This window comes from Leclercia sp. UBA5958 (assembly GCF_002430365.1).
Lineage (GTDB): Bacteria > Pseudomonadota > Gammaproteobacteria > Enterobacterales > Enterobacteriaceae > Enterobacter > Enterobacter pneumoniae.
Genome location: NZ_DJCE01000004.1, coordinates 306,868 through 333,864, shown reverse-complemented (window position 1 = coordinate 333,864; position 26,997 = coordinate 306,868). Strand labels below are relative to the sequence as shown.

Here is a 26,997-nt window from a genome sequence, read left to right as displayed (position 1 = left end):
CAGGCGGGCCTTTCTGAGGCTGTTAGCAGCGCAAATTACAGAACGTCAACCGCGTTCAGCTCTTTGAAGGCCTGCTCCAGACGCGTCACCATGGATGACTGGGCAGCACGCAGCCATACGCGCGGATCGTAGTATTTCTTGTTCGGCTGGTCTTCGCCTTTCGGGTTACCCAGCTGACCTTGCAGATACGCTTCGTTGGTTTTGTAGTATTGCAGGATACCGTCCCAGGTTGCCCATTGGGTATCGGTATCGATGTTCATTTTGATCACGCCGTAGCTGACGGAATCTTTGATTTCCTGAGCAGAAGAACCGGAACCGCCGTGGAAGACGAAGTTCAGGCTGTTGTGCGGCAGGTTGTGTTTCTTAGAAACGTATTCCTGAGAATCACGCAGGATGGTCGGGGTCAGAACCACGTTACCTGGTTTGTAAACGCCGTGCACGTTACCGAAGGACGCTGCGATAGTGAAGCGTGGGCTGATTTTGCTCAGCTCGGTGTAAGCGTAATCAACATCTTCTGGCTGAGTGTACAGGGCAGAAGCGTCCATGTGACTGTTGTCCACGCCGTCTTCTTCACCACCGGTGCAACCCAGTTCGATTTCCAGAGTCATGTCCATTTTGGCCATACGCGCCAGATATTTGGAGCAGATCTCGATGTTCTCTTCCAGAGACTCTTCAGACAGGTCAATCATGTGAGAAGAGAACAGTGGCTTGCCGGTAGCTGCGTAGTGTTTTTCACCCGCATCCAGCAGACCATCGATCCACGGCAGCAGTTTCTTCGCGCAGTGGTCAGTGTGCAGGATGACTGGAACACCGTAATGTTCAGCCATCTGGTGTACATGGTGTGCACCAGAGATAGCACCCAGGATAGCCGCGCCCTGAGGAACGTCAGTTTTCACGCCTTTACCTGCGATGAACGCAGCACCACCGTTGGAGAACTGAACGATAACCGGTGCTTTAACTTTCGCAGCGGCTTCCAGTACGGCGTTGATGGAGTCGGTACCCACGCAGTTAACAGCAGGCAGAGCAAAGTTGTTTTCTTTAGCTACCTGGAACACTTTCTGAACGTCATCACCGGTGATTACGCCAGGTTTTACGAAATCAAAAATTTTAGACATGTTGCGAGTCCTGTATCTTCGGCCTTGGAAAGGGATGCGTGCTTTAAAGCGCGCTAATAATTGGGCAGGTTACCCTGCCCTTAAATGGCTTACTTCTTCGCGCGCTCTTCGAGCATTGCTACTGCCGGCAGAACTTTGCCTTCCACGAATTCGAGGAATGCGCCGCCGCCAGTGGAGATGTAGGAGATTTTGTCGGAAATACCGAACAGGTCGATTGCCGCCAGGGTGTCACCACCGCCTGCGATGGAGAACGCTTCGCTGTCAGCAATCGCGTTAGCCACGGTTTCTGTACCTTTACGGAAGTTCGGGAATTCGAACACGCCAACCGGGCCATTCCACAGAATGGTTTTGGCGTTTTTCAGGATCTCTGCCAGACGCTGTGCAGAGACGTCGCCGAGGTCCAGAATCTGCTCTTCATCTTTAATATCAGAGACAGATTTCAGGGTCGCGGTCGCGGTTTCAGAGAACTCGGTCGCCACGCGAACGTCGGTTGGAACCGGGATATCGCAGGTAGTCAGCAGGCGTTTCGCTTCATCAACCAGATCGGCTTCGTACAGGGATTTACCCACGTTGTGGCCCTGGGCCGCGACGAAGGTGTTTGCAATACCACCGCCAACGATCAGCTGGTCCGCGATTTTGGACAGAGAGTCCAGAACGGTCAGTTTGGTAGACACTTTAGAACCGCCGACGATAGCAACCATCGGACGTGCTGGTTCTTTCAGGGCTTTACCCAGTGCTTCCAGTTCGTCAGCCAGCAGTGGGCCTGCACAGGCGACATCAGCGAATTTACCGATACCGTGGGTAGAGGCTTGCGCGCGGTGAGCGGTACCAAAAGCATCCATAACGAATACGTCACAGAGTGCAGCATATTTTTTGGACAGCGCTTCGTCGTCTTTCTTCTCGCCTTTGTTAAAGCGAACGTTTTCCAGCACTACCAGCTCGCCTTCAGCCACTTCAACGCCATCCAGGTAATCTTTTACCAGGCGCACCGGGCTGGACAGTTTGTCTTTCAGGTAATTAACAACCGGCAGCAGAGAAAACTCTTCATTGTACTCGCCTTCGGTCGGACGACCCAGGTGGGAAGTTACCATCACTTTAGCGCCTTGTTTCAGGGCCAGTTCGATGGTCGGCAGAGAAGCACGGATACGCGCGTCACTGGTCACTTTGCCGTCTTTAACCGGTACGTTCAGATCTGCACGGATGAAAACGCGTTTACCAGCCAGATCCAGATCGGTCATCTTAATTACAGACATGGTGAATCCTCTCGTTGATTCTTAAAGTTTTGCAGGCGCTTTACGCGCCTTACCTGAAACCTTTAGCGGCCATTGCTAACGTGGTGTCGAGCATCCGGTTAGCAAAGCCCCATTCGTTGTCGCACCAGACCAGCGTTTTGATTAAGTGCGCTCCACTGACCCGCGTTTGGGTGCCATCGACAATGGCACTGTGCGGATCGTGGTTGAAATCAATTGAGACCAACGGTAATTCCGTATAGTCAACTATACCATGAAATGCTTGCTGTGCCGCTTTTTGCAGCAACAGGTTGACTTCACAGGCTTTTACCGGTTTTTTCACGGTAACGCTGAGGTCAATTGCCGTCACGTTGATGGTCGGTACGCGCACGGCAATGGCTTCAAAACGGTCGTTAAACTGCGGGAAAATGCGCGAAATACCGGCGGCCAGTTTGGTATCTACCGGGATAATCGACTGGCTCGCAGCACGCGTGCGTCGCAGGTCAGGATGATAGGCATCAATAACCTGCTGATCGTGCATGGCAGAGTGGATTGTGGTGACGGTACCCGACTCGATGCCATACGCATCATCTAACAGTTTAATGACCGGAATAATGCAGTTGGTGGTGCAGGAAGCATTGGAGACAAGGCGGTGTTCAGCTTGCAGTTCATGGTGATTCACACCAAAGACCACAGTAGCATCGAGATCGTTGCCGCCAGGATGAGAGAAAAGAACCTTTTTCGCGCCCGCCGCAAGATGCGCTTCGCCATGCTCGCGGCTGCCGTATACGCCGGTGCAGTCGAGCACCACATCTATGCCCAGCTCGCGCCAGGGCAGCGCATCAAGGCTGCGTTCATGCAGAACCCGAATGGCATCGTCACCGACAAAAAGCTGCTCTCTTTCCTGACGAACGTCCCAGGCAAAGCGCCCATGGCTGGTGTCATATTTCAACAAATGCGCCATGCCAGCAGCATCGGCCAGTTCATTGATTGCCACCACGGTGATTTCCGCACGGCGCCCGGATTCATATAAAGCACGAACCACGTTGCGTCCGATGCGACCGAAGCCATTAATCGCTATGCGTACGGTCATAAGTCTCCTGCAAGGCTATCCTTGATTCGAGGTGGCTGACAGAGTAATGCAGCGACGCTCAGAGGGGAATGCTTGCCTGTCACAAACTGCAACTGATTGGTCATTTGTCGAACACATAATCGACTGAAACGCTTCAGCCAGAATAAGCGAAACGTGGAATAAAAGGAACGTTCCAGCGGAGTGATTCGCCATTTATCTGACTTGCGTCACATTTTCTCCGTTAAAAGCGCGTCCAATTATTCCAGTCAGGCAAACCTGTATTCCCCTCCTGCCGTCATCTGCAATACCACATCAGCCTGGCGACTCTGGCTAAGCACACGATCGACGTTTGGCCCATCTGTGCGCAGATAAAATGCCTGCGCCTCGTCTGGTGATAACCCCCCTGCTATCTTGCGCTGCACCAGCCGTTCACGCAGCGCCGATGGCGGGGCTGTGATAAATACCGATAAATCACAAAATACTTCCAGCGCTTTCCATTTCTCGTCATCGAGCAGGAGCCAGTTGCCTTCAACGATCGCAATACTCGCCGTTACCGTAATAGCCGCTTCGACAGGATCGTGTTTTTGTCTGTCATACTGCGGCCAGTGTGCGATTGGCTCGCGAAGCTGAGCCAAATTTGCGGCAAGTTTATCAACGTTAAAGGTCTCCGGAGCGCCTTTAAACGTGCGTAAATGGTTGGCGTCCAGCCAGGCGTTGTAGTGATGGAAACCGTCCATCGGCAGCGTCTGGATGCTGGGCAGGTCGGGAGCTTGCCGGGAGAGGTACTCCCAGAACGTTGTGAGCGTCGATTTACCTGTGCTCTGAACCATAAAAAAACCAGGCGACTTTTGGTCTGCCTGGCTTTGCGATTTCAGCCCCGGGCGTATAACGCGCCGGGGAAAATATCAATTACAGCAACGCTTTCGCTTTCGCGACTACGTTCTCAACGGTGAAGCCGAACTCTTCGAACAGCTGCTCCGCTGGTGCAGACTCACCGAAGGTGGTCATACCAACGATAGCGCCGTTCAGGCCCACGTATTTGAACCAGTAGTCTGCGATACCGGCTTCCACCGCCACGCGAGCGGAAACCGCTTTAGGCAGTACGGATTCACGGTATGCCGCATCCTGCTTGTCGAACGCATCAGTAGACGGCATGGACACCACGCGCGCCTTCACGCCTTCGGCAGTCAGTTTTTCCCATGCCGCTACGGCCAGCTCAACTTCAGAACCGGTAGCGATGAAGATCAACTCAGGCTGGCCTGCGCAATCTTTCAGTACGTAACCACCACGCGCGATGTTAGCCAGCTGCTCAGGAGTACGCTCCTGCTGTGCCAGGTTCTGACGGGAGAGGATCAGCGCGGTCGGGCCGTCCTGACGCTCAACGCCGTATTTCCACGCTACCGCGGATTCAACCTGGTCACATGGACGCCAGGTAGACATGTTCGGGGTCACGCGCAGGGAAGCTACCTGCTCAACCGGCTGGTGAGTTGGGCCATCTTCGCCCAGACCGATAGAGTCGTGGGTGTAGACCATCACCTGACGCTGTTTCATCAGCGCAGCCATACGCACGGCGTTACGCGCGTACTCAACGAACATCAGGAAGGTTGAGGTGTACGGCAGGAAACCACCGTGCAGGGAGATACCGTTAGCAATCGCGGTCATGCCGAATTCGCGCACGCCGTAATGAATGTAGTTACCGGCAGTGTCTTCGTTGATTGGCTTAGAGCCGGACCAGATAGTCAGGTTAGACGGTGCCAGGTCAGCGGAGCCGCCCAGGAATTCTGGAAGCCAGGGACCGAACGCTTCAATCGCATTCTGAGACGCTTTACGGCTCGCGATTTTAGACGGATTAGCCTGCAGTTTAGCGATGAATTCGTTGGCTTTCGCATCGAAATCAGATGGCATTTCGCCTTTCATACGACGGGTGAATTCAGCGGCTTCCTGTGGGAAAGCTTTCGCATAGGCAGCGAATTTCTCGTTCCATGCGGACTCTTTCGCCTGACCCATTTCTTTCGCATCCCACTGTGCATAGATCTCAGACGGGATTTCGAAGGCAGGATGTTTCCAGCCCAGCGCTTCACGGGTCAGCGCAATTTCTGCGTCGCCCAGCGGCGCGCCGTGGGAGTCATGGGTGCCAGCTTTATTCGGGGAACCGAAACCAATGATGGTTTTGCACATCAGCAGGGATGGTTTATCCGTCACCGCACGTGCTTCTTCTACTGCGCGTTTAATCGAGTCAGCATCGTGGCCATCAACGCCACGCACCACGTGCCAGCCGTAGGCTTCGAAACGGGCTGCGGTATCGTCAGTGAACCAGCCTTCAACGTGACCATCGATAGAGATGCCGTTGTCATCGTAGAACGCAACCAGTTTGCCCAGCTTCAGGGTACCGGCCAGGGAGCACACTTCGTGAGAAATGCCTTCCATCATGCAGCCGTCACCCAGGAATGCGTAGGTGAAGTGGTCAACGATGTCATGGCCCGGACGGTTAAACTGCGCTGCCAGCGTTTTTTCGGCAATCGCCATACCGACTGCGTTAGCAATACCCTGACCCAGCGGGCCGGTGGTGGTTTCTACGCCAGCGGTGTAACCCACTTCCGGGTGACCTGGAGTTTTAGAATGCAGCTGACGGAAGTTTTTCAGCTCTTCGATTGGCAGATCATAGCCAGTGAGATGCAGCAGGCTATAGATCAGCATTGAGCCGTGGCCGTTGGACAGCACGAAGCGGTCGCGGTCAGCCCATGCTGGGTTCTGCGGGTTATGGTTCAGGAAATCACGCCACAGGACTTCGGCAATATCAGCCATGCCCATTGGGGCACCCGGGTGGCCAGATTTGGCTTTTTGTACTGCGTCCATGCTCAGCGCACGGATAGCATTTGCAAGCTCTTTACGTGAAGACATTTTGACTCCAGATCGGACTGTTAAAGGCCATACCCTTGACGACAGCGCGTTTTGGGCTACGCCGGAAAAAAGTGCCAACAATGTAACCCAAGCGACAAAGCATGTACATGGACCATTCTTTTGCCTGTTAAGAAATCTCTGGAACACGCTCGCATGTTGCGCAATCTTCTCGCCCGGCGTGATTTATATTCTTTATACTGAGTGAAACTCCGGCTTCGCTGCCCTGGAGTACTTTCAGAATTTATCGAATTCAACGAGTACGGAAGCAACATAATGAAAATGCGTGCAATAGTGCTGGCTCTGGGTACCACTCTGCTTTTGAGTGGCTGTCAGAACATGAACTCCAACGGTCTGATGAGCTCCGGTGCCGAAGCCTTTCAGGCCTACAGCCTGAGCGATGCTCAGGTTAAAGCCCTCAGTGATGAAGCCTGTAAAGAGATGGATGGCAAAGCCACCGTCGCGCCGGCTAATAGCACCTACTCGCAGCGTCTGACCAAGATTGCTTCCGCACTGGGCGATAACATCAACGGCCAGCCGGTAAACTACAAGGTATACATGGCGAAAGACGTGAACGCCTTCGCGATGGCGAATGGCTGTATCCGCGTCTACAGCGGGCTGATGGATATGATGACCGATAACGAAGTCGAAGCGGTGATCGGCCATGAAATGGGTCACGTGGCGCTCGGTCACGTGAAGAGAGGCATGCAGGTTGCGCTGGGCACCAACGCCGTGCGCGTGGCCGCCGCTTCTGCAGGCGGCATCGTCGGTAGCCTGTCTCAGTCACAGCTGGGCGATCTGGGCGAAAAACTGGTGAACTCTCAGTTCTCACAGCGTCAGGAGTCGGAGGCCGATGACTACTCCTACGATCTGTTGCGCAAACGCGGCATCAACCCATCCGGTTTAGCCACCAGCTTCGAAAAACTGGCCAAACTGGAAGAGGGTCGTGCAAGTTCTATGTTTGACGATCACCCGGCCTCCGCAGAACGTGCACAGCATGTACGCGACAGAATGGCGGCTGACGGCATCAAATAAAACAAAAAGGAGGCGATATCGCCTCCTTTTTATTTCGCACCAATTGCCAATATTACCGCACAGATTGTTAATATCCCCAGATAGCAATCAAAGCGGGTTATTCGATATTTCAGCTTGTCTCAGTGAAATATATTAAGAGCAAATGACTCTGCCATTTTTATCGCTGCCTGTATCCCTTCTGTCGAAATATAAAATAGTCTACCCCCTGCACCGGAGAACCACGCGGACAGTGGCCCGGCGCGTTACAGCGCGTCACATAACCATTGCAATCATTTATCTTTCAGGTAACTATCAAATACGCAGCAACGCAATTTGATATTATTTAGAAAGAGAAGTTCCTTCCGTGAAAAAAGAATTATCGTTAATCGCATTAGGTTTATTTTCGGCCCTTCCCGCCGTTGCAAGCCAGCAATCTGACAGCCAGGGTTTTATTGACGACAGCCATCTGGACCTGTTTTTCCGTAACGCATACATCAGCCGCGACTACCATCAAAGCCAGAAGGACAAGGCCGAATGGGGTCAGGGGATCGTTGCGACTTTTGAATCCGGTTATACCGAAGGGCTGGTAGGCTTTGGCGTCGATGGCATTGCGCAGTACGGCGTGCGTCTCGACGGTGGCCGCGGCAAGAGCGGCGCGGGTGGTATCGACTTCTTCAGGCAGGAAGATGATGGCCGCGCGAAGTCCGAACTGGCAAAATTTGGCGCGACTGCCAAAATGCGCATCTCCAATACCGTGCTGAGCTACGGCAACCAGCGTCCTGCGTTACCGATTGTCACCTCCGACAGCTCGCGCCTGCTGTTCGAAAGCTATACCGGCGCGCTGTTAACCTCTAAAGAGATCGACGGTCTGGAAGTTAACGCGGGTTACTTTACCGACGAGCAGCGTAAGAGTGACGATCGCCACGATAGCGGTCTGAAGAGCCTTACCTTCGGCGGTGCAAGCTATCAGTTTAACGATCAGTTCAGCGGCGCGCTGTACGCCTCTCACAATGAAGAGGTGATGAACAAGCAGTACCTGGGTCTGAACTTCAAACAGCCGTTCAGCACTGGCCAACAGCTGGTACTCGACTTTAACGGCTATAACTCTCGTCTGGATCAGGGCTATGCCAACGACCTCAACACGGGTCGCAGCAATAGCATCTGGAGCCTGGCGGCCAGCTATATCTGGGACATTCATACCTTTAAGGTGGCATACCAGCAGAGCAGCGGCAGCACCGGTTATCACTATGGTAGCTATCGCGATCGCGACGGCGTGGGCGACGGCGGCAACACCATCTGGCTGGCGAACTCCTACTGGTCTGATTTTAATGGTGAAGACGAACGCTCGTGGCAGGCCTCTTACGGTCTGGACTTCGCAGGCCTCGGCTTACCGGGTCTGAGCTGGACCACGGCCTACGTGCGTGGCGATAACATCAAAACGTCTGAAACCAGCAACGGTAAAGAGCACGAGTGGTTCAACCAGGTGCAATACCAGGTACAGGATGGCCCCGCAAAAGATCTGAAGCTGAAACTGCGCTATTCCGTCCTGCGCGTCTCCAGCAACGCCAGCGACTATAACGTCGGCGGCAACGAGCTTCGCGCTTACGTGGAATATCCGTTTAACGTGTTTTAAGTTTGTCCCCCCTCACCCTAACCCTCTCCCAAAGGGAGAGGGAACGCGATCACCCTCTCCCTTTGGGAGAGGGCCGGGGTGAGGGGAATCAACCCGCACCTCAGCTAACGTTGCTATATCCTCTAATCAATACAGCGACTTCTGCGGCGGCCCGGCAAACTTCAGCGCGCCAATCTGCCCCATGCGCACCTCTACCACCGACGGCCCCGGCATTGACAGCGCCTCCGTCATCACCGCGTCAAAATCCTCGGCCCGCTCCACGCTCCACGCCTGCAGGCCAATCGCCTGCGCCAGCAGGGTAAAGTCCGGCGTATGCAGTTCGTTGTAGTACTGACGCCCACCGAAATACTTATCCTGGATCCCGCGCATTACGCCATAGCCGCCGTCGTTCATGATCAGCAGCGTCACGTTCGCTTTCTCCTGGGCAAGCGTTGCCAGTTCACCCAGATTAAGGCTCAGGCCGCCGTCGCCCACCAGCCCCACCACCTTGCGTTGCGGGTTGGCAATCGCGGTGCCGATCGCCATCGGCAGCCCCATGCCAATCGCCCCCGCCAGAGAGTGAATGTTCATCAGCGGGCCGTTAGCGCGGAACAGACGGCTGCCCCACAGGCTGCCGGAAACGGTGATATCCCGCACCAGCAGGCCGTCGTTCGGCAGGGCGTTGTCGATAGCATCGTTCAGCCTGGCATAGGCGCCGCACTGCTCGCGCAGCCCCTGCTCTGCTGTTGCCACCGCCTGCTGAACCTGCCCATCCCACTGGGCATTGCCCCATTCGCGCCCCTGCGCTTTGTTCGCCAGCGCCGTCAGCAGCGCAGAACAGTCGTCGACCAGGGTGTTATCCATTAGATAGTTACGGCTCGCCGCCGCCGGATCGATATCAATCTGCACGCGGGGATGCGGCAGCTCGAGCGTCCACGAGCGGGTTTCGTTACTGCGCAGGCGCGAGCCTGCCACCAGCGTAAAGTCGCACCGGGCAATCAGCGCCTCGACTGACGGTGAATTGTGGAACGCCCGCAGGCTGGCGCGATGGCTGTCCGGCAGCACGCCGCGCGCGTGGGTGCTGGAGATCACAGTGACGCCCGCATCCGCCAGCTTATGCACGGCCTCAGCGCTTCCCAGCGCCCCCCCGCCCAGCCACAGCAGAGGCTGTTTCGCCTGCTTAAGCTGCGCCCAGAGCGCCTCGACCACAGCCTTATCAACGGTGTCCGGCGCGGTGGATTTTACCGGTGCCGTCACCAGCGAGGCCGGGATCTTCGCCCCCTGGATATCAATCGGAATTTCCACCGAAACCGGCCCGCACGGCGGCGTCTGTGCCTCCTGAATCGCCTTATGGAGAATAGCGACCGCCTGGTGAGCATTGCTGATGCGCCAGGCCCGTTTCGAGCTGGCCTTCAGGAAGGTCAGTTGATCGCGGGTTTCGTGAATAAACCCGGTGTCGGCATCCAGCCAGGCTTTTTCGACCTGGCCGGTCAGGTGCAGCAGCGGCGTACAGGCGTTCATGGCTTCTACCAGCGCCCCCACCGCGTTGCCCGCCCCTGCGCCGGTGCTGGTCAGCGCCACGCCAAGGCCGGAAAAGCGTCCGTGGGCGTCGGCCATGGTGACGGAACCCGCCTCGCCGCGCGCGGGCACAAAGCGGATGTTGCCCCGCTGCCCCACCGCATCCGCGATCGGCAGGTTGTGAATAGAGATGACGCCGTAGATGGCCTCAACCTGATACTGCTCCAGCGTTCTGGCGATGGCGTCGCCGACGGTTATCATTTCGCTCATTGCTCACCCTTTCTCAGTCGCACCAGTGGTTGACGCTGTTACCCGTCGCCAGATAAATGCTCTTTTGCTGCATCCAGCCTTTCAGCCCCTGAATGCCCTTTTCGCGGCCCAGACCGCTCTCTTTAAAGCCCCCAAACGGGGTCGAAATCGCAAACACTTTGTAGGTGTTGATCCACACGGTGCCCGCTTCCAGTTGCTCGCTCAGGCGCAGGGCGCGTCCGGTATCGCGCGTCCAGATGCCCGCCGCCAGGCCGTACACCGAGTCATTGGCCTCGCGGATCAGCCCTGCCTCGTCACTGAACGGCATCGCCACCAGCACCGGGCCAAAGATCTCCTCCTGACAGGCGCGGGCGGAGTTGCTCAGCCCCTCAATAATCGTTGGCTGGAAGAAGCTGCCGCTGGCAAGTGCCGGATCGGCCGGGATCTCCCCGCCGCACAGGACGCGGCCCCCTTCGCGTTGCGCCAGCTCTACGTAGGCCTGCACGCTCTCGCGATGTTTGTCGTTGATCAGCGGGCCGATATGCGTACCGTCGGCAAACGGATGGCCGACGCGCAGGCCGCGCGTGAGTTCCAGCAGCCGCGCCATCAGCGGAGCGTAAATGCTCTCGTGGATAAACAGCCGTGAACCGGCAATGCACGCCTGCCCCGCCGAGCTGAAAATGCCGTAGCAGATCCCGCGCGCGGCCTGCTCGACGTCCGCATCGTCCAGCACAATGGTCGGGGATTTTCCGCCCAGCTCCAGCGACGCCGGGATCAGTTTTTCCGCCGCCACGTGCGCTAAATGCCGCCCCGTGGTCGTGCCGCCGGTAAAGGAAATTTTCCGCACGCGAGGATGGCGCGCCAGCGCGTCGCCAATCACCGAACCTTTGCCCGGCAGCACGCTCAGCAGCCCGGCGGGCAGCCCGGCCTGTTCAAAAATACGCGCTAGCTCCAGCGCCATCAGCGGCGTGGCCTCGGCAGGTTTGAGGATCACCGCATTTCCGGCGGCAATGGCCGGGGCGACCTTCTGCATTTCGCTGGCAATCGGTGAATTCCACGGCGTGATGGCCGCCACCACGCCGAGCGGCTCGTAGCGGCTCAGCGTCAGGAGATCGGGCTGGCGCGGGGTAGGCAGCTCGCCTTCCAGCAGTTCGCAGGCGGCGGCGAAATAGCGCGCCGTGCCCGCCGCACTCATCACCAGGCCACGCGCTTCCGCCAGCGGCTTGCCGTTATCGCGGCTCTGCATCTGCGCCAGTTCATCGACGCGGGATTCAATCAGATCGGCCACCTTGTGCAGGATCTTCGCCCGCATATGCGGCAGGCGGTTGCTCCAGTCCGGATCGCGCCACGCGCGTTCGCCTGCCTCGATGGCCTCCTCCAGATCGTCCAGGCTTGCGGCGTTGAGCGTCGCGTTGATTGAGCCATCCGCCGGGAACTGGCTCTGCATCAGGTTGCCGCCGCCGTGGCGCCAGTGGCCACCGATAAAAATCTTCAGATCGTCCATCGTGACTCCTTAGCTCAGGGCCAGCTCGCGGCAGGCGCGCACCGCGCTCAGTGCCGCCAGGGTCGAGGTTTTGGGATTGCTGGCAAGCGGCAGGCCGCTCAGCTCCAGATGAAACTCACCAAACAGCCCTTCGACGTGCAGCGTATGGGTGTTGCGCGTCGTCGCCGGGTCGACCATCAGCTGCACGCGGGTGTCATCCATTCCGACGCCGCCGAGCGCCACGGTCGCCGCCACGTTAGCGTTAGCCGGGAACAGCCGCGCCGCCTCGCGGGCGCTGCCCTCAAAGAACACCTGCGCCTGCGACACAGCGTTAAGATCGATAAGCTGCTCGGCGTAGCTGCAGCGCCAGCTGGCCGGGCTTTTGCGCGACCGATAAGTCACACGCTCCAGGCCGCCCTCTTTGGCGGCGGAGAGCCCGTCGATGCCCGCCACCGCGCCGGAGAGCAGCGTGAGTTTTCCGCCCGCGCTAAGCAGACGCTGTTCCAGCGCGCTGTCCGCCAGCGCGCCGGTGGATATCACAGCCAGATGCCAGCCGCGATGCAGTATCTCTTCGCCGTACTGCGCCACTGCCTGTTGGCTGGCGCACTCCAGCACCAGATCGGGCGCTTCAGCGCAGTCTGCAGGCGAGGCCAGCGCCGCCACCGCACCGCCGAACTGCGCGCGAATGGCCTCGTGGTGGGCCTCGCGCGCCACGATCCAGCCGATGCTGACGCCATCAGGCAGGCGCTCAATCACCGCCTGCGCCATCGCGCCAAAGCCAATTAACATGATTTTTTTCATGATGCGTCCTTACAGGTGACGGCAGAAGCCGCCGGAAACGTCCAGCGCGGCACCGGTGGTAAACGAGGCCAGCGGCGAGGCGAGGAACAGCAGCGCCTGTGCGGGCTCCTGCGGCTTGCCGAGGCGCGCCATCGGTATGCCCCGCTTGCGCGCAATATCCGCCGTCCATTCCGGCCAGCTCTGGCTTTTATCCGTCCGGTTTTCAAAGCGGCGCTGCCACTGGCCGGACTCCACCATGCCGAGCAAAATGGAGTTGACGCGAATACCTTTGCCCACCAGCTCTTTAGAGAGCGTCAGCGTCATATTCAGCAGCGCGGCGCGGGCGGCGGAGGTGGCGATCATGTGCTCCTCCGGCTGCAACGCCAGCAGGGAGTTGACGCAGGTAATCGAGGCGATATCGGACTGCTCCAGCAGAGGCTGAAACGCCTGCACCGGGTTGATTACCCCAAACAGTTTCAGTTCGGCTTCGTGCAGCCACGCCTCGCGCGGGGTGTCGTTGAAGTGCGCCACGTAGCCCTGCCCGGCGTTGTTAATCAACATATCCGCCGCGCCAAAGCGCGCCTGAACCGCCTGCGCGAAAGCCTGCACCTCATCGGCGTTGAGCACGTCGCAGCGGTAAGCGAAGATCTCTCCGTCGGGGTAGTCGTTTTGCAGCGCCGCGTGCGCACTGGCGAGCCGGTCCGGATCGCGGCCGCAGAAGGCCACTTTTGCCCCCTCGCCCAGCAGCAGGCGCAGCGTTCCAAAGCCAATGCCGGACGATCCGCCGGTGACTACCGCTACGCGACCATCAATGTGTGCATTCATCGCCTATCTCCTGGTGAATACGTAAAAGCTGTTGGTTAAAAAACGCCGCGTTATCGAGGTAGCTGGCGTGCCCGGCCTGAGGAATTGTGGTAAACGGCATGCCGTAGCGCAGCGCCAGCCCCTGCACCTGCTCGGGTTGGGTGATGGCATCCTGCTCGCCGCACCAGGCTTCAAAGGTGCCCGAATAGCGCGTCAGCCAGCCGTGGATATCGTCGTGGGCCAGCATCCACGCGGCGGCGAGATAGCCTTCCGGGCGCAGGGCGCGCATGCCCGCCGCAACGGTCGCGATATCCTCCGCGCGCGCGCCGGGGCGCAGTAGCTTCGCCGCACGGGTCTGGGCGAGAATGTCGCCGCCCAGCGCGATCTGCTGCTCGCGGTTGCGCCACACCTGCTCGCGCTGCTCCGGCGCGGCCTGGCCGTAGCCCTGCGCCGCGTCCGCCAGCACCAGATGCAGCACGCGTTGCGGAAACTTCGCGGCAAAGGCGCTGGCAACCAGCGCCCCCAGCGAGTGCCCGACCAACACCGCCTGCCAGACGCCCGCGCGATCAAGCATCGCTGCCAGCGCGTCGGCGTAATCGCCCGCGTTCGCGCGTTCGGTCGAGAGCATCGGGCTTTCGCCATAACCGGGCATGTCCCACGCCAGCACGCGAAAACCGCTCAGCGCCATCTGCTTATGCCAGGAGGCTGCGCCGGAGCTGATACCGTGCAGCAGCATCAGCGGAGTGCCGCTTCCCTGTTCGTGAAAGCCCGTCATACCGCCCCCTTACCCGCGCTTCACTTTAGAGAGGGGATGATCGGCCGGATAGGTTGGGATTTCCGGCTTGTTGGTTCCCAGCATTACGCACATCAGCGCCTCTTCTTCGCCGTGGTTAAACAGCCCGCGGTAGATGCCTGGCGGAACGGAGATCAGGTCGCGCTCGCGCAGCACGGTTTCGGTGTAGTTGTCGCCGTCCTGAATCATCAGGGTGATCTGCCCTTTGAGCATGAAGAAGACCTCTTCCACGTCGTCGTGCAGGTGCAGCGGCCCTTCACACTTCGACGGCAGTACCATGGTGGAGAAGGTGAAGTGGTCGGCCTGAACGGTATTGGTGTCGTTCGCCACGCCGGTTGCGCCGGTGCCGATATAGCGCATCTGCGCGCGGCGGTATTTCGGGTCATAGTCGGCCTGGAACTTCAGGGCGTTCCAGTCGTATTTGCGGCCTTCAAAGCGCGCAATGCGCGACTCGACCCACTCTTCCATGGTCAGATGGTCAGGCTTAATGCCCGGTTTTGCAGTTACGGTTGAATCAGTCATGACACTCTCCTCAGTAACGTCTCAGCAGCGGCAGTAACAGGACGCAGCCCACCGCCGCCATCACCGCCAGAAAAATCAGCCCGGAATCCATGCTGTGGGTGAAGGCGATAAGCGCCCCCATCACCGCGGGCGACAACGCCCCCGCAAAGTTTCCCAGCCCGTTGAAAATGCCGCCCGCCGTCGCGCTCACCCGGGGATGGGTAGCCTTCGCCAGCAGGGCGAAAATGTTCGGCGCACCCGTGCCCCACATAAAGGTGCTAAAGCTTATCGCCGCGATAACCGTCAGGGGCGTATCAAGGTGCATCACCGCCGTCAGCCCGACAGCTGCTCCCGCCATGGAGATAAAACAGGCCGCCGCCCGCTTATCGACGCGGTCCGAAAGCCAGGCACCAATCACTTCGCCCGCCAGCATGGCGATAAACGGCATCGACGACAGCCCGCCCGCGTGCTCCAGATGAATGCCCTTGCCCTTGATCAGGTAGCCCGGCAGCCAGCCGTTGATCCCCCACAGATAGGTGAGAAAGGCGACGTTAAAGACGCAGATTACCCAGAAGTGCGGGCTGACAAACAGCTCGCGCCGCGCCGCACGCCGCTCGTCCCGTGATGCCTGCGTGGTTGTTGGTTTCACGTCGAGGCGAATACCGCGCAGGCCTATGCGCACAAAGATCAGCACCGGCACGGTGAGCATCGCCATGACAAAGAAGGTGCTTTGCCAGCCGAAAGTGTTGAGCAGCCAGAGGGAGAGCGGGAAACCAATTGCCGCGCCCACCGGCGTACCGAGCAGCCACAGCATGGTGGCGCGCGCCTGCAGATGCTGCGGGAAGTTATGGCGCACGATGGCGAACGCCAGCGGGAACAGCGGCCCTTCGGCGATGCCCAGTAGAATGCGCAGAACAATCATCACCGTGTAGTTATGGGTGAAGCCCATCGCCACCATCAGTACGCACCACACCGCCATCATCCCGGTGAGCAGGCGCAGCGGCGGGATTTTGTCCCCCAGCCCGCTGAGCAGAACCGATGAAAAGCCGTAGCTCAGCAGAAATGCGCTCATCAGGATGCCGAGGCGCGTAGTGTCAAAATCGATCCCCATCGCCTGCTGGAAATGGCTATCGGAAAACAGTGCCGCGATACTGATTTTGTCGAAAAACGCCAGCAGCACGCAGGCCAGCAGCGACAGCGGGATAGCCCAGCGTACGGCTTTTTCAGGCGTACGGGTTCCCTCGCCGCTCGCCTCTGCGGGCGCGGCGTTGGTCTCGAATGTGGTCATGTCTCCCCCTACGGGTGCGGGTTAGCTATCGCAGTGACATCAGTGAAAAGGCCGGGTCGCTCAGCGGCACGTCCGATAAGTCTCGTCCCGCCGCCATCCAGCGCTTCGCCAGCTTGACGGTACGCGCGTCGTTAAAGGCCACCAGCTGCGTCAACCGGCCGCCATCGTCCAGCGAGAAGAACAGCGCGTTATCACGAACGACGGTTTTGCCGCCAGGCTGCGGAATGCCGAGGATCTGAATGTTGTGCTGATATTGATCCGACCACAGCCACGGTGCGTCGTCGTAGCCCGGCGCGTCGGGGTTAAGCATTGCTTTCGCCGTCGCCACCGCCTGATTCTGGGCGAAGGCCCACGACTGGATGCACAGCCCGTAGTGGTGATGCTGCGCGACATCGCCCGCGGCAAAGATGGCCGGATCCGACGTGCGCCCCTGCGCGTCCACCACGATCCCACGGTCGGTCTTCAGCCCGGCGTCGCGGGCCAGCTCAAGGTTCAGATCGACGCCGATCCCCACCACCACCGCATCGAAGATTTCGCGTTTGCCGTCGCAGTGGATCACCGGCAGACCGTTGTGATCGTCAAGCTCCAGCGCGCCGCAGCCGGTGCGGATATCCACGCCCTGCTCGCGGTGGATCTTCTCCAGCTGTCGGGAGACCTCGCCGCTCACCGAGCGCATGCACAGGGCAGGCTGCTGCTCGAACAGCGTAACCGCCACGCCACTTTTGCGCGCCGAGGCGGCAATCTCCAGGCCGATCCAGCCGCCGCCGACAATCGCCAGGGTGTTGCTTTGCGCCATACGCTTCTTCAGGCGCTGCGCGTCCTGCCAGTGGCGCAGGGTATAGACCTGCGGATGTTTTCCCCACGCCTCGCCCGGCAGACGCGCCCGCCCACCGGTCGCAATCAAAAGAATGTTGTAACTAAGAAGCTCACCGTTGCTTAAATGCACCCTTTTCGCGGCGCGATCGATCTGCGTGGCGCGCAAGGGGCGGTACCAGGTCAGATTCAGCGCCTGCTGGGCCTCTTCAGCAAACAGGCGCGGCAGCGCGGCATCGGCGTCCAGCAACGCGGCTTTCGAAAGCGGCGGGCGCTCATAAAAATCCCACTCCTCTTCCGCCACCACGCAAATCTCGCCGTCAAAGCCGTCGTCACGCAGGGTTTTCGCCGCCCAGCCGCCCGCCTGGCCGCCGCCGATAATGACAATGCGCGAGGTCATACCGCCTCCGGCTTTTTCTGCTGGCGGCGCGTGTCATGGTCAATCCCGCCCTCTACTGCCCATTCGGTGAAGGAGATCAGGGAGTGTTCCAGCTCGCGCGGCTGCCAGTTTTCGGTCAGGTAGTCGTCGTTGGTGTAGTACTCAAACGCGCCGCCGGTCGGGCTGTTGACGTACCAGAAGTAGGCGGACGACACCGGATGGCGGCCCGGCCCGATGAAGGTACTCCAGTCGTTTTTATTCATCGCAATGCCGCCGCCAATCACTTCGTGAATGTCGCGCACGGTAAAGGCGACGTGGTTCAGGCCGCGCTTGCGATTCGGCAACTGGAGCAGGAAAAGATTGTGATGGCCACCACGCGGGCCACAGCGCAGGAACACGGCGCGGTTGATGTAGCGGTCGGAAACCTGGAAGCCAAGCACCTCGCGGTAGAACTTTTCTACTGCCGCCAGCTCCTCGACGAAGAAGACCACGTGACCGACGTTGATCGGCTGAGCGCGGTCGTACACCGGGCTTGGCGTGTCGATGCGGCGGGCGTCTCCCCACTGGTTAATCGGCTCGACGTTCAGCTCAACCGGCACCTGCTGGCTCACCTGTACGCGCAGGGTCATACCGTTCGGATCAAGACACTCCAGCGCGTCCCCCACCTGGCGAAAGCCGGGCTGCTGCGCCAGCTTCGGGCGCAACGCATCCAGCTCGTCCTGGGTCGCCACCGCCCAGGTCATGCGGCGCAGGGTGTTGCCCGCTTCAAACGCCGGCGGCAGGTCGGAGCTGTCAATTGGGTTGAGCTCAACGCGCGCGCCGCTCAGGGTGGTAAAACGCTTGCCGCTGGCATCGCCCGTCAGGCCAAAATCACGCATAAATTTGGCGCAGTGCGTCAGGTTATCAACGCCAAATTCCAGCTTTTCAATTCCGGTTACACTCATCGTTCGTTGCCTCATCTGGCCCAAATTGGGCGTAAAACATGCCCGACGCAGCAAAGCGCCTGACGTTAACTCACTGATTTAACTGGCCTGTGACAAATATCCTAAGAAGCCAGAGATTTTATCCGCCGCCAGACGGACCTCGTTTTGCAGGCGCTCGCGGTCGGTCCGGGGGATCTCCTCCGACGGCACCAGAATGCTGACCACCGCCGCCACCCGTCCGCTGCGGTCATACACCGGATAGACGATGGAGGAGATGCCGTGGCGGAAGAAAGATTCGCCAATGACAAACCCGCGGGCTTTGTCCTGCTGCACCATCTGCCACAGCGCTTCGCGGTCGTGAAGCTGCCCCGGCGTGTTGCCCGGCAGGCGCTCATGCGGGAACAGGTGTTCAAAGTCAGCGCGCGAAATATCGGTCAGCAGCATGCGGCCAAGCGAGGTGCAGTGCACCGGCAGGCGGGTGCCAATACTTACCTGGTTGATGCGCGAACCGGCTGCGCTGACGCGGGCGACGTAAATAATGTCGCGCCCGTCGCGGATCGCCAGATGGCTGCTGCACTGGCTGACGTCGCGCAACTGTTCAATAACCGGCTGGCCGACCTGCGCCACGTCCAGCGAGGCGATGTACTCAAAGCCCAGACGCAGCACGTTCATGCCGAGCGAGAAAGTATTGGTGCGCGCGTTGCGCTCCAGAAAGCCCATGTATTCCAGCGTCTGCACCACGCGATAGGCGGTGGCTTTTGGCATATCCACCAGCCGGTGCAGCTCGGCAAAGGTCAGATCGCGGTGCTGCTCGCCGAAGGCCAACAGCAGCTGGAGACCGCGCTCCAGCCCCGGCACGAGATACTTCACTTCACGATCGTTTTCCATATTCACCAGGCCTCAGTTAAAGACAAAACCGCCGTTGACCGGAATCAGCTGCCCGGTAATGAACCGCGACAGATCGCTTAACAGCCAGACCACGCTGCCCGTCACATCTTCCGGCTGCTGCGCGCCGGTTAACGCGCGGCCATTTTCGTAGAGCTGATGACGTTCGGCGGGCACATATTCTGTCGCCTCGACGCGGGTTAATCCCGGCGCGATGGCATTGATGCGGATACGTTTTTCACCCAGCTCACGGGCCATCGAGCGGGTCATGGCAATCACCGCGCCCTTGCTGGCGACATAGGCCATCAGGCGCGGCGCGCCCCACAGCGCGGTGTCGGAAGCGACGTTCACAATCCCGGCCCCCTCGCGCAGCAGCGGCACGGCGGCGCGCGTCACCAGCCAGGTGCCCTTGACGTTAATGCTCATCACCCGATCCCAGAGATCCGGATCGTAATCGAGCATGTTTTTGCCCCCCACGCCGGTCGCCATGGCCGCGTTATTCACCAGCCCGTCAATCTGGCCCTGCTCGCCGATGGCGCTGAATACCTGCTCAATGGCGTGCGGATCGGCCAGATCGATAATGTGGGATTCGATCGCATAGCCCTGCTCACGCAGCCCGTGCGCGCTTTCGGCCAGCTCGCCCTTCAGGATGTCACACATCACCACCGCCGCCCCCTGCTCTGCGCAGGCTTTGGCAAAGTGATAGCCCAGCCCGCGCGCGGCGCCGGTCACGACGATGCGCTTCCCGTTCAGCAGGCCGTTCATCAGGCAGCTCCCTGCTGTTCTTCACGCATCGCCAGCTGCTCTTTCGCCGCCTTTTGCATCATGCGGCGCAGGCGGGAGAGACCGACGTCGTGCTGGTACAGATATTCATGGTCGCGGGCGTTTGGGGCGAGGCTTTCGAGTACCACGCGGTCCTGCTCGAGGACTTCCCAGTGCAGTTTCTCCAGGCGGTTGCGGTACATGAAGCGCCACATGTCACGCTGCCAGCCCTGCACCCGGCGGATACGCCAGAAGAAGACGCGGCAGTTGTCGTTATCTTCCGGCACCACCATGCCGACGATAAAGAAGTGGCCGCCCGGCCCGAAACGCTTCTTATAAGGAATGGAGAGGCGCATCCAGCAGGTGCCGCTGTTGCCCAGCTCCACCCAGTCGAAGTTGATGCCGCTCTGCCCTTTTTTCTCAAAGATGAAGCCGGTTTTGGTCGGCTGCAGCACCATCTCCGCCTTGCGGTCCCCTTCCGCCATCGAGTGCGACGACGAGTGCAGATAGGTGCCGTGCATCGGGTCCATCACGTTTTCCAGCGCGTACTGGTAGTTGCATTTCCACCCGGCGGTGCAGAGGAAGTTGCTGAAATTGTCGGTGTCGGCGAGTTCATCCGGGAAGCTCAGTTCATCCGGCTGCTGGTCAGCGGTAACGCCAAACCACAGGAAGATGGCCCCGTGCGCCTCCTGCACGTTGTAGCTGCGCACGCACTGCTGGCCGACCAGCGGGCATTTATCCACCGCGGGTACATCTTTCACCTCGCCGTTACCCGCCACTTCCACGCCGTGATACCAGCAGGCGATGCGGTCGCCGAGATTCCAGCCCATCGACAGCCGCGCGCCGCGGTGTGGACAGCGATCTTCGAGCGCCTGCACCTGGCCGTCTTTGTTACGCCAGACCACAATCTGCTCGCCGAGACGGGTAATGCCCACCGGGGCAGACTGCACTTCCCAGCTCGCCAGAACCGGATACCAGAGGCCGCGCAGACCTTTATCAAGATAGTGTTGTACGGGAGTCGTCATCGCGTTGTCCTCAGTAGCCGTTAACCTGTAAGAATGCCTGGAAGCTGTTCTCGCTCCAGGGCTCGCCCTGCTGGTCGTGCAGGCGTGCGGCGTTCAGACCGTTCACCAGTTCCGGCAGGGTTTCCGCCCCCTGCTCAAACAATTCTTCCAGGGTGGCGATAAGGTGCAGCTCCCAGTTTTCCGGCTCGCGGCTGCGGGTCTGCCAGATAAGATTCCGGTATTCGCCCGGCTTGTGGATCGCACCGTTACCGCCCTCTGCCGGAGGGGTAAACTGGCGGCTTTCCGGCAGCGCCGGGTTAAAATTCAGGGTCTCGCTCATGCCACGGTCTCCTCGACAAAGGTAATCTGGATTTGGTTTTCAAAGACCCGAACCGGGTAGCGGTTGAGGTTGCGACCGCCAGGGCCATGCAGGCACTGGCCGGTTTTGACGTCAAAAACCGCCTCATGCAGCGGGCACTCTACTTTGCCGTCTTCCACAAAACCCTGGCTTAGCAGCGCGTAGGCGTGCGGACATACGTCTTCCAGCGCGTAATATTCACCGTCAATTAAATAAACGCCGATCTCTTTACCCTCGACGTTGCCGCTAAAAGGGAAATCTTCCTGTACTTGTTCTGCGTCACATACGCCTATCCAGCTCATCGCGATCCTCCAGGCTTTTGTTTCATATATGAAACTCTGTTTCTTATTTAATACGGTCAATATAAAAGCGATGAATCTTTCGTCAAGCGACAATGTGACGAATTTGTTAACCAAAAGACAATTAATTAACTAAGTGTGCAAAGGATCACGAAAAAATGCAGCGATATGAAATTTTCATTATTTAGGCGTGAGGAAATACGTTTTAGTAATGGACGTAAATATTCACCAAAAGATATTGACTAATTTTATCATTCGTCATTAGAAATAAATAAAAGGGGTGTGCGCGGAGTTTCACCTGTGAAACTTATTTTAATTTTATTGTTTATAAACAACGAGTTTCACTGGTGAACCATTTTACTTGCGTGACAATCACATTTATAAAAAATCAATCAATAAGGCGAGCATGATGACGGCAAGATGGCAAGGTACGATAGCACTGTTATTGCTAATTATTATTTCGTATGTCGACCGGGTTAATATTTCGGTGATGATTTTAAACCCGGAGTTCGCCGAACACTTTCAGTTAAATGAAAACAGAATGTTACAGGGAATGCTAATGACATGCTTTCTGCTGGGCTATGGTTTTTCCGCGTTACTCTTAACGCCGGTTATTGAAAGCAAACTCCATTATCGCCAGGGGTTGTTAATGAGCATTGCCATCTGGGCAGCGGTGTGTGCCATTTCACCGCTGCTCGGCTCGCTGATGGGAATGCTCATCGCGCGGGTGATTTTAGGCGTTGCCGAAGGGCCGCTCTTTTCGCTGAAAACCCGCTTTATCAGCGATAACTTCTGCGCAGAGGAGATCGGCAAACCCAACGCTGTCACCGCGCTGGGCGTTTCGCTGGGGCTGGCGGTGGGCTTTCCGCTGATTACCTGGCTGATGGCGCACCTCGGCTGGGCCGGATCGTTTTATGCCCTGGCAGCGATCAACCTGGTGCTGGGCGGCGGTGCGATCTGGCATTTTCTGCCCGCGCCGCGCGAGGTGACGACCATCCAAAAACCGGGTTTTATGCAGACCTTTACCCTCGCCTGGCATACGCCACTGCTCGGCCTGATCCTGCTGGTTGAAATCGCCACGCTGAGCTATCTCTGGGGTAGCAGCGCATGGCTCCCCGCCTGGCTGCGCGATGAGCATCACTTCTCGCTGCACGCGACCGGGCTGCTTGCCGCGGTCCCCTTCCTGTTAAGCCTTGGCTCTAAGTTTCTCGGCGGCGTACTGCTCGACAAAATGCGCCCGGAGCAGGCCCCGGTGCTGTTTGTGGTGGGCGGCTTACTAACGGCGTTGTCCGTCATCGCGCTGATGCTGAGCCACCAGCCGCTGTGGCTTGCGCTGTTTATGCTCTCTGCAAATATCTTCTGGGGGCTTCAGGGGGCGGCCATTCCTGCGGTGATCCAGCATCACGCGGCGCGAGAAGCGGTCGGCAGCGCGTACGGCATTATTAATGGCATCGGCAATCTCTGCGCCGCCTTTATTCCGCTGCTGATGGGGATGGTGATGAAATCGATGGGATCGGTGAGCTCTGGCTTTTCGGTGCTGGTGGTTTCGCAGGCGATCACCCTGCTGGCGGGGGGCGTGTTGCTGCTGCGCATGCGTCGCGCAGCAGCACTCAGCGCGTAAAGGTTATTCGCCCTTTTTCGCCGCCTGGATGTAGAGCATTTCCAGCGCCAGGGTCGCCGCAGCCAGGGCGGTGATCTCGGACTGATCGTAAGCCGGCGCGACTTCCACCACGTCCATGCCCACGATGTTCAGATCTTTCAGGCCGCGCACCAGCTTGATGGCGCGGTCAGAGGTCAGCCCGCCGATGACAGGCGTACCGGTACCCGGTGCAAACGCCGGATCCAGACAGTCGATATCAAAGGTCAGGTACACCGGCATATCGCCAACGATCTGCTTCACCTGGGCGATGATGTCGTCCACGCCGCGATCGTTCACCTGGCAGGCATCCAGCACGGTGAAACCGTTGTCTTTATCGAACTCGGTGCGGATACCGATCTGCACGGAATGGTTCGGGTCAATCAACCCTTCTTTCGGCGCGGTGAAGAACATGGTGCCGTGGTCAAATTCACAGCCGTTTGCGTATGTGTCGGTATGCGCATCGAAGTGCACCAGCGCCATTTTACCGAAGTGTTTAGCGTGGGCGCGCAGCAGCGGCAGGGTCACGAAGTGGTCGCCGCCGAAGGAGAGCATGCGCTTACCGGCAGCCAGCAGCTTCTCGGCGTGGGCCTGCAGCTTTTCGCTCATCTCACGCGCGTCGCCGAAGGCATACACCAGATCGCCGCAGTCCACGACGTTCAGGCGCTCACGCATGTCGAAGTTCCACGGGAAACGGTGATGTTCCCAGGCAAGGTTGGTGGAGACCTGACGGATCGCCGCCGGGCCGTGACGGCCACCCGCGCGACCAGAGGTCGCCATATCAAATGGCACCCCGGTGATCACCCACTCCGCGTCACTGTCGTACGGCTGGAAGTTCATCGGAAGGCGTAAAAAACCAAACGCGTTAGATACCAGAGAGTTATCGTACTGATGACCTAAGGTGCTCATGTCCTGACCTCATTTAACGTCGATGTTTAAAAAAGATGAAAAAAAATCCCCTCCGCGTCGTTAAACCCGACGAGGAAGGGATTGATTCGTAAATCGCATATTGGGGCGAATTATCGCCGGTAATACATACGGGTTCAAGTGAGTATAGCATCCTGCCGGAGGGCGCCTTCGCCTTATCGGGCCTACATTCCCGGGCCCGATAAACGGGCATCACACGCCCAGCGGTCTGTTACCCTCTCCCACAGGGAGAGGGAGGTTCACTTACTCGTCTTCCAGATACGTATAGCCGTACAGACCCGCTTCAAACTCTTCCAGGAACTGCTGCTGGAGCTGATCGTCCAGACCGGTGTTCTTCACCTGATCGCGGAACTGGGTCAGCAGTTTTTTCGGATCCAGCTGGACATACTCCAGCATATCGGCCACGGTATCGCCCTCGTCAGAGAGCTCTACTTCTACATTGCCATCCGGGAAGACAAAGACATCCACCGCCTCGGTATCCCCGAACAGGTTGTGCATGTTACCGAGGATCTCCTGATACGCCCCGACCATAAAGAAGCCCAGCATTGGCGGGTTCTCCGGATCGTACTCCGGCATTGGCATAGTAGTGGCGATCCCGTCACCGTCGATGTAGTGATCGATGGCACCGTCTGAGTCACAGGTGATATCCAGCAGCACCGCACGGCGCTCAGGTACCTGATCCAGCCCTTCCAGCGGCAGGACCGGGAACAGCTGGTCAATACCCCATGCGTCCGGCATCGACTGGAACAGTGAGAAGTTGACGTACATTTTGTCCGCCATCCGCTCCTGCAGTTCGTCGATAATCGGGCGATGCGCACGGTTGCTCGGATCGAGCTGTTTCTGCACTTCGTGGCACATGTTCAGATAAAGCTGCTCTGCCCAGGCACGCTCTTGCAGGCTGTACGCCCCGGACGAATAGCCGATATGAATATCATGCAGGTCCATCTGGCTATCGTGCAGCCATTCACGCAGCGAACGACGCGTGCCCGGCTCGTGCATCTCTTGCCAGGTTTCCCACATGCTCTGCAGCGCACGCGAGGCATCTTCCGCCGGCGCGGTCGCTTCAGTGTATTCGTTGCGCTCAACGCCGATAATGTTCGAGACCAGCACCGTATGGTGTGCGGTAACGGCCCGACCCGATTCGGTGATCACGGTCGGGTGCGGCAGACCGTGTTCATCACACGCATCGCCAATCGCCCAGATGATGTTGTTAGCGTATTCATTCAGGCCATAGTTCACCGAGCAATCCGACTGGGAGCGCGTACCTTCGTAGTCCACACCCAGGCCGCCGCCCACGTCAAAGCACTGAATGTTCACGCCCAGCTTATGTAGCTCAACGTAGAAACGGGCCGACTCGCGCACGCCGGTGGCGATGTCGCGGATGTTAGCCATCTGCGAACCGAGATGGAAATGCAGCAGCTGAATACTGTCCAGACGACCATGCTCACGCATGATCTCTACCAGCTGCAGCACCTGGTTTGCCGCCAGGCCAAATTTGGATTTCTCGCCGCCGGAGGACTGCCATTTGCCGGAGCCCTGAGACGCCAGACGGGCACGCACGCCAAGACGCGGTACCACGTTAAGGCGCTCGGCCTCTTCCAGCACGATAGCGATTTCGGACATCTTCTCAATGACCAGATAGACCTTATGGCCCATCTTCTCGCCAATCAGCGCCAGACGGATGTATTCGCGGTCTTTATAGCCGTTACAGACGATCACCGAGCGGGTCATGCCCGCATGCGCCAGTACCGCCATCAGCTCGGCTTTAGAGCCGGCTTCCAGCCCCAGCGGTTCGCCGGAGTGGATAAGGGATTCAATAACGCGGCGATGCTGGTTAACCTTGATCGGATAAACCAGGAAATAGTCGCCGTTGTAACCGTAGGATTCGCGGGCGCGTTTAAACGCGGCGTTAATGGAACGCAGACGGTGTTGCAGGATCTGCGGGAAGCAGAACAGAGCAGGCAGACGCTGTCCCTGCGCTTCACGTGCTTTCACCAGTTGGGCGAGATCGACGCGCGCTTCCGGTACGTCAGGATCCGGGCAGACGCTGATGTGACCCAGTTCGTTGACGTCGTAGTAGTTGTTACCCCACCACGTAATATTGTATGTGCGCAGCATCTTGCTGGCTTCCTGGGAGCTCATCGCAACCTCCTGCATAGAACGTAGTACACCCTGTTCGCCTGCTGACGAAGGCGAAAATGAAGACATGTCGTCAGACATTGCGAACCTCAACTCTTACTAAAAAGTGTAAAACAGTTGACTACTATCGCAGCGTTAAACTGCGATAACAACCCATTAACCGACCAGTTTTCCAGCACAGAATGCTGGAAGCCGGGCCGTGCGACCGGTTTCTTGTTCATATCATTGTAAAACACGTAACCGAACTAAGTATGACAAGGTTCGGCGAAACCACGAGAAAACTCTTGTATTAACAAGAGCGCCCTTGTTCAGACTTCACAAAGCGTAACCGGCCCTGGAATCCTGAGAAGCGCCGAGATGGGTATAACATCGGCAGGTTTGCAGAATAGATTTGTAGAGAACGGGGAGTGCACTCCGGCCAGAAAGGCGGGACTGACAAGGCAGAAAACGACGGTTCATTATCTTGAATCACCTCCACGGGCGCCCCGAAAGACAGACCCACAAGCCAAAGCGAAA

Annotated in this window: 25 protein-coding genes and 1 pseudogene; 3 read left to right on the top strand and 23 right to left on the bottom strand. The window is 58.3% G+C overall.

From position 1 onward, the window contains the following. Positions 1 to 35: 35 nt before the first annotated feature. The 5 genes and pseudogenes from fbaA to tkt form a co-directional block, all read right to left on the bottom strand. Positions 36 to 1,115, bottom strand: coding sequence for a class II fructose-bisphosphate aldolase (gene fbaA / locus B2Q93_RS06100; protein WP_040074120.1), 1,080 nt, complete (start codon positions 1,113 to 1,115; stop codon positions 36 to 38). Positions 1,116 to 1,204: 89 nt separating this feature from the next. Continuing rightward, a complete protein-coding gene (gene pgk / locus B2Q93_RS06095; protein ID WP_040074119.1) occupies positions 1,205 to 2,368 on the bottom strand; it encodes a phosphoglycerate kinase in 1,164 nt (387 codons plus the stop codon). A gap of 49 nt (positions 2,369 to 2,417) precedes the next feature. Then, a complete protein-coding gene (epd, locus tag B2Q93_RS06090; protein ID WP_040074118.1) occupies positions 2,418 to 3,437 on the bottom strand; it encodes an erythrose-4-phosphate dehydrogenase in 1,020 nt (339 codons plus the stop codon). Between the two features lie 245 nt (positions 3,438 to 3,682). Beyond that, positions 3,683 to 4,234: pseudogene (locus B2Q93_RS06085) on the bottom strand (nucleoside triphosphate hydrolase); the annotation flags it as partial. Between the two features lie 91 nt (positions 4,235 to 4,325). Then, positions 4,326 to 6,317, bottom strand: coding sequence for a transketolase (gene tkt / locus B2Q93_RS06080; protein WP_040074111.1), 1,992 nt, complete (start codon positions 6,315 to 6,317; stop codon positions 4,326 to 4,328). A gap of 273 nt (positions 6,318 to 6,590) precedes the next feature. Between tkt and B2Q93_RS06075 the strand changes: the two genes are divergently transcribed. After that, entirely contained in the window at positions 6,591 to 7,349 is a 759-nt protein-coding gene (locus tag B2Q93_RS06075) for a M48 family metallopeptidase (RefSeq protein ID WP_040074110.1), read from the top strand. A gap of 343 nt (positions 7,350 to 7,692) precedes the next feature. Further along, positions 7,693 to 8,961: an OprD family outer membrane porin gene (locus B2Q93_RS06070; protein ID WP_286932234.1), complete on the top strand. Its 1,269-nt coding sequence runs from the start codon at positions 7,693 to 7,695 to the stop codon at positions 8,959 to 8,961. Positions 8,962 to 9,087: 126 nt separating this feature from the next. Here the strand turns inward: B2Q93_RS06070 and B2Q93_RS06065 are convergent, their stop codons facing one another. From B2Q93_RS06065 to B2Q93_RS06000, 14 genes are all read right to left on the bottom strand, one after another. Beyond that, positions 9,088 to 10,728 carry a thiamine pyrophosphate-binding protein gene (locus B2Q93_RS06065; protein ID WP_286932233.1) on the bottom strand — a complete coding sequence of 547 codons (1,641 nt, stop codon included), beginning with the start codon at positions 10,726 to 10,728 and terminating at the stop codon, positions 9,088 to 9,090. 13 nt (positions 10,729 to 10,741) lie between these two features. Further along, a complete protein-coding gene (locus tag B2Q93_RS06060) occupies positions 10,742 to 12,211 on the bottom strand; it encodes an aldehyde dehydrogenase (protein WP_286932231.1) in 1,470 nt (489 codons plus the stop codon). Between the two features lie 9 nt (positions 12,212 to 12,220). Continuing rightward, positions 12,221 to 12,991 carry an aspartate dehydrogenase gene (locus tag B2Q93_RS06055; protein ID WP_286932229.1) on the bottom strand — a complete coding sequence of 257 codons (771 nt, stop codon included), beginning with the start codon at positions 12,989 to 12,991 and terminating at the stop codon, positions 12,221 to 12,223. A gap of 9 nt (positions 12,992 to 13,000) precedes the next feature. Next, positions 13,001 to 13,795 (bottom strand): SDR family oxidoreductase, encoded by a 795-nt coding sequence (locus tag B2Q93_RS06050; RefSeq protein ID WP_286932228.1) that lies wholly within the window; start codon positions 13,793 to 13,795, stop codon positions 13,001 to 13,003. Continuing rightward, on the bottom strand, positions 13,779 to 14,549 hold the full coding sequence (locus tag B2Q93_RS06045) for an alpha/beta fold hydrolase (protein ID WP_286932227.1): 771 nt from the start codon (positions 14,547 to 14,549) through the stop codon (positions 13,779 to 13,781). Before B2Q93_RS06045 ends, B2Q93_RS06050 begins: the two co-directional genes overlap by 17 nt. 9 nt (positions 14,550 to 14,558) lie before the next feature. After that, the gene (locus B2Q93_RS06040) at positions 14,559 to 15,089 is read right to left on the bottom strand and encodes a cupin domain-containing protein (protein ID WP_040074103.1); all 531 of its coding nucleotides are present in this window, start codon (positions 15,087 to 15,089) and stop codon (positions 14,559 to 14,561) included. Positions 15,090 to 15,099: 10 nt separating this feature from the next. After that, entirely contained in the window at positions 15,100 to 16,356 is a 1,257-nt protein-coding gene (locus tag B2Q93_RS06035) for an MFS transporter (RefSeq protein ID WP_286932226.1), read from the bottom strand. A gap of 25 nt (positions 16,357 to 16,381) precedes the next feature. Next, positions 16,382 to 17,569, bottom strand: coding sequence for an NAD(P)/FAD-dependent oxidoreductase (locus B2Q93_RS06030; protein WP_286932224.1), 1,188 nt, complete (start codon positions 17,567 to 17,569; stop codon positions 16,382 to 16,384). After that, positions 17,566 to 18,492 carry a VOC family protein gene (locus B2Q93_RS06025; protein ID WP_286932223.1) on the bottom strand — a complete coding sequence of 309 codons (927 nt, stop codon included), beginning with the start codon at positions 18,490 to 18,492 and terminating at the stop codon, positions 17,566 to 17,568. The genes B2Q93_RS06030 and B2Q93_RS06025 overlap by 4 nt, the downstream gene beginning before the upstream one ends. Positions 18,493 to 18,570: 78 nt before the next feature. Beyond that, positions 18,571 to 19,359, bottom strand: a complete 789-nt coding sequence (locus tag B2Q93_RS06020; RefSeq protein ID WP_212476508.1) for an IclR family transcriptional regulator — start codon at positions 19,357 to 19,359, stop codon at positions 18,571 to 18,573. A gap of 12 nt (positions 19,360 to 19,371) precedes the next feature. After that, complete coding sequence (locus B2Q93_RS06015; RefSeq protein WP_286932222.1) at positions 19,372 to 20,121, bottom strand: SDR family oxidoreductase; 750 nt, start codon at positions 20,119 to 20,121, stop codon at positions 19,372 to 19,374. After that, positions 20,121 to 21,143, bottom strand: coding sequence for an aromatic ring-hydroxylating oxygenase subunit alpha (locus B2Q93_RS06010; protein ID WP_040074096.1), 1,023 nt, complete (start codon positions 21,141 to 21,143; stop codon positions 20,121 to 20,123). The genes B2Q93_RS06015 and B2Q93_RS06010 overlap by 1 nt, the downstream gene beginning before the upstream one ends. 10 nt (positions 21,144 to 21,153) lie before the next feature. Next, complete coding sequence (locus B2Q93_RS06005; RefSeq protein WP_286932220.1) at positions 21,154 to 21,462, bottom strand: recombinase-like helix-turn-helix domain-containing protein; 309 nt, start codon at positions 21,460 to 21,462, stop codon at positions 21,154 to 21,156. Continuing rightward, positions 21,459 to 21,782 (bottom strand): Rieske (2Fe-2S) protein, encoded by a 324-nt coding sequence (locus B2Q93_RS06000; protein ID WP_013098654.1) that lies wholly within the window; start codon positions 21,780 to 21,782, stop codon positions 21,459 to 21,461. Before B2Q93_RS06000 ends, B2Q93_RS06005 begins: the two co-directional genes overlap by 4 nt. 406 nt (positions 21,783 to 22,188) lie before the next feature. Here B2Q93_RS06000 and B2Q93_RS05995 point away from each other — a divergent pair, with 406 nt between their 5' ends. Then, a complete protein-coding gene (locus tag B2Q93_RS05995) occupies positions 22,189 to 23,400 on the top strand; it encodes an MFS transporter (protein WP_286932374.1) in 1,212 nt (403 codons plus the stop codon). Between the two features lie 3 nt (positions 23,401 to 23,403). Here the strand turns inward: B2Q93_RS05995 and speB are convergent, their stop codons facing one another. From speB to B2Q93_RS21325, 4 genes are all read right to left on the bottom strand, one after another. After that, positions 23,404 to 24,324 (bottom strand): agmatinase, encoded by a 921-nt coding sequence (gene speB / locus B2Q93_RS05990; RefSeq protein WP_040074090.1) that lies wholly within the window; start codon positions 24,322 to 24,324, stop codon positions 23,404 to 23,406. A 261-nt stretch (positions 24,325 to 24,585) separates the two neighbouring features. Next, positions 24,586 to 26,562 carry a biosynthetic arginine decarboxylase gene (speA, locus tag B2Q93_RS05985; protein WP_072039477.1) on the bottom strand — a complete coding sequence of 659 codons (1,977 nt, stop codon included), beginning with the start codon at positions 26,560 to 26,562 and terminating at the stop codon, positions 24,586 to 24,588. 8 nt (positions 26,563 to 26,570) lie between these two features. Beyond that, positions 26,571 to 26,702, bottom strand: coding sequence for an acid stress response protein YqgB (gene yqgB, locus B2Q93_RS05980; protein ID WP_154298976.1), 132 nt, complete (start codon positions 26,700 to 26,702; stop codon positions 26,571 to 26,573). 94 nt (positions 26,703 to 26,796) lie between these two features. Next, the gene (locus tag B2Q93_RS21325; protein WP_422393496.1) at positions 26,797 to 26,940 is read right to left on the bottom strand and encodes a hypothetical protein; all 144 of its coding nucleotides are present in this window, start codon (positions 26,938 to 26,940) and stop codon (positions 26,797 to 26,799) included. Positions 26,941 to 26,997 lie beyond the last annotated feature (57 nt).

Excerpts from the sequence above, each read along its gene's own strand:
- fbaA (WP_040074120.1), bottom strand. The coding sequence starts at position 1,115 with ATGTCTAAAATTTTTGATTTCGTAAAACCTGGCGTAATCACCGGTGAT.
- pgk (WP_040074119.1), bottom strand. The coding sequence starts at position 2,368 with ATGTCTGTAATTAAGATGACCGATCTGGATCTGGCTGGTAAACGCGTT.
- epd (WP_040074118.1), bottom strand. The coding sequence starts at position 3,437 with ATGACCGTACGCATAGCGATTAATGGCTTCGGTCGCATCGGACGCAAC.
- tkt (WP_040074111.1), bottom strand. The coding sequence starts at position 6,317 with ATGTCTTCACGTAAAGAGCTTGCAAATGCTATCCGTGCGCTGAGCATG.
- B2Q93_RS06075 (WP_040074110.1), top strand. The coding sequence starts at position 6,591 with ATGAAAATGCGTGCAATAGTGCTGGCTCTGGGTACCACTCTGCTTTTG.
- B2Q93_RS06065 (WP_286932233.1), bottom strand. The coding sequence starts at position 10,728 with ATGAGCGAAATGATAACCGTCGGCGACGCCATCGCCAGAACGCTGGAG.
- B2Q93_RS06060 (WP_286932231.1), bottom strand. The coding sequence starts at position 12,211 with ATGGACGATCTGAAGATTTTTATCGGTGGCCACTGGCGCCACGGCGGC.
- B2Q93_RS06055 (WP_286932229.1), bottom strand. The coding sequence starts at position 12,991 with ATGAAAAAAATCATGTTAATTGGCTTTGGCGCGATGGCGCAGGCGGTG.
- B2Q93_RS06050 (WP_286932228.1), bottom strand. The coding sequence starts at position 13,795 with ATGAATGCACACATTGATGGTCGCGTAGCGGTAGTCACCGGCGGATCG.
- B2Q93_RS06045 (WP_286932227.1), bottom strand. The coding sequence starts at position 14,549 with ATGACGGGCTTTCACGAACAGGGAAGCGGCACTCCGCTGATGCTGCTG.
- B2Q93_RS06040 (WP_040074103.1), bottom strand. The coding sequence starts at position 15,089 with ATGACTGATTCAACCGTAACTGCAAAACCGGGCATTAAGCCTGACCAT.
- B2Q93_RS06035 (WP_286932226.1), bottom strand. The coding sequence starts at position 16,356 with ATGACCACATTCGAGACCAACGCCGCGCCCGCAGAGGCGAGCGGCGAG.
- B2Q93_RS06030 (WP_286932224.1), bottom strand. The coding sequence starts at position 17,569 with ATGACCTCGCGCATTGTCATTATCGGCGGCGGCCAGGCGGGCGGCTGG.
- B2Q93_RS06025 (WP_286932223.1), bottom strand. The coding sequence starts at position 18,492 with ATGAGTGTAACCGGAATTGAAAAGCTGGAATTTGGCGTTGATAACCTG.
- B2Q93_RS06020 (WP_212476508.1), bottom strand. The coding sequence starts at position 19,359 with ATGGAAAACGATCGTGAAGTGAAGTATCTCGTGCCGGGGCTGGAGCGC.
- B2Q93_RS06015 (WP_286932222.1), bottom strand. The coding sequence starts at position 20,121 with ATGAACGGCCTGCTGAACGGGAAGCGCATCGTCGTGACCGGCGCCGCG.
- B2Q93_RS06010 (WP_040074096.1), bottom strand. The coding sequence starts at position 21,143 with ATGACGACTCCCGTACAACACTATCTTGATAAAGGTCTGCGCGGCCTC.
- B2Q93_RS06005 (WP_286932220.1), bottom strand. The coding sequence starts at position 21,462 with ATGAGCGAGACCCTGAATTTTAACCCGGCGCTGCCGGAAAGCCGCCAG.
- B2Q93_RS06000 (WP_013098654.1), bottom strand. The coding sequence starts at position 21,782 with ATGAGCTGGATAGGCGTATGTGACGCAGAACAAGTACAGGAAGATTTC.
- B2Q93_RS05995 (WP_286932374.1), top strand. The coding sequence starts at position 22,189 with ATGACGGCAAGATGGCAAGGTACGATAGCACTGTTATTGCTAATTATT.
- speB (WP_040074090.1), bottom strand. The coding sequence starts at position 24,324 with ATGAGCACCTTAGGTCATCAGTACGATAACTCTCTGGTATCTAACGCG.
- speA (WP_072039477.1), bottom strand. The coding sequence starts at position 26,562 with ATGTCTGACGACATGTCTTCATTTTCGCCTTCGTCAGCAGGCGAACAG.
- yqgB (WP_154298976.1), bottom strand. The coding sequence starts at position 26,702 with ATGAACAAGAAACCGGTCGCACGGCCCGGCTTCCAGCATTCTGTGCTG.
- B2Q93_RS21325 (WP_422393496.1), bottom strand. The coding sequence starts at position 26,940 with ATGAACCGTCGTTTTCTGCCTTGTCAGTCCCGCCTTTCTGGCCGGAGT.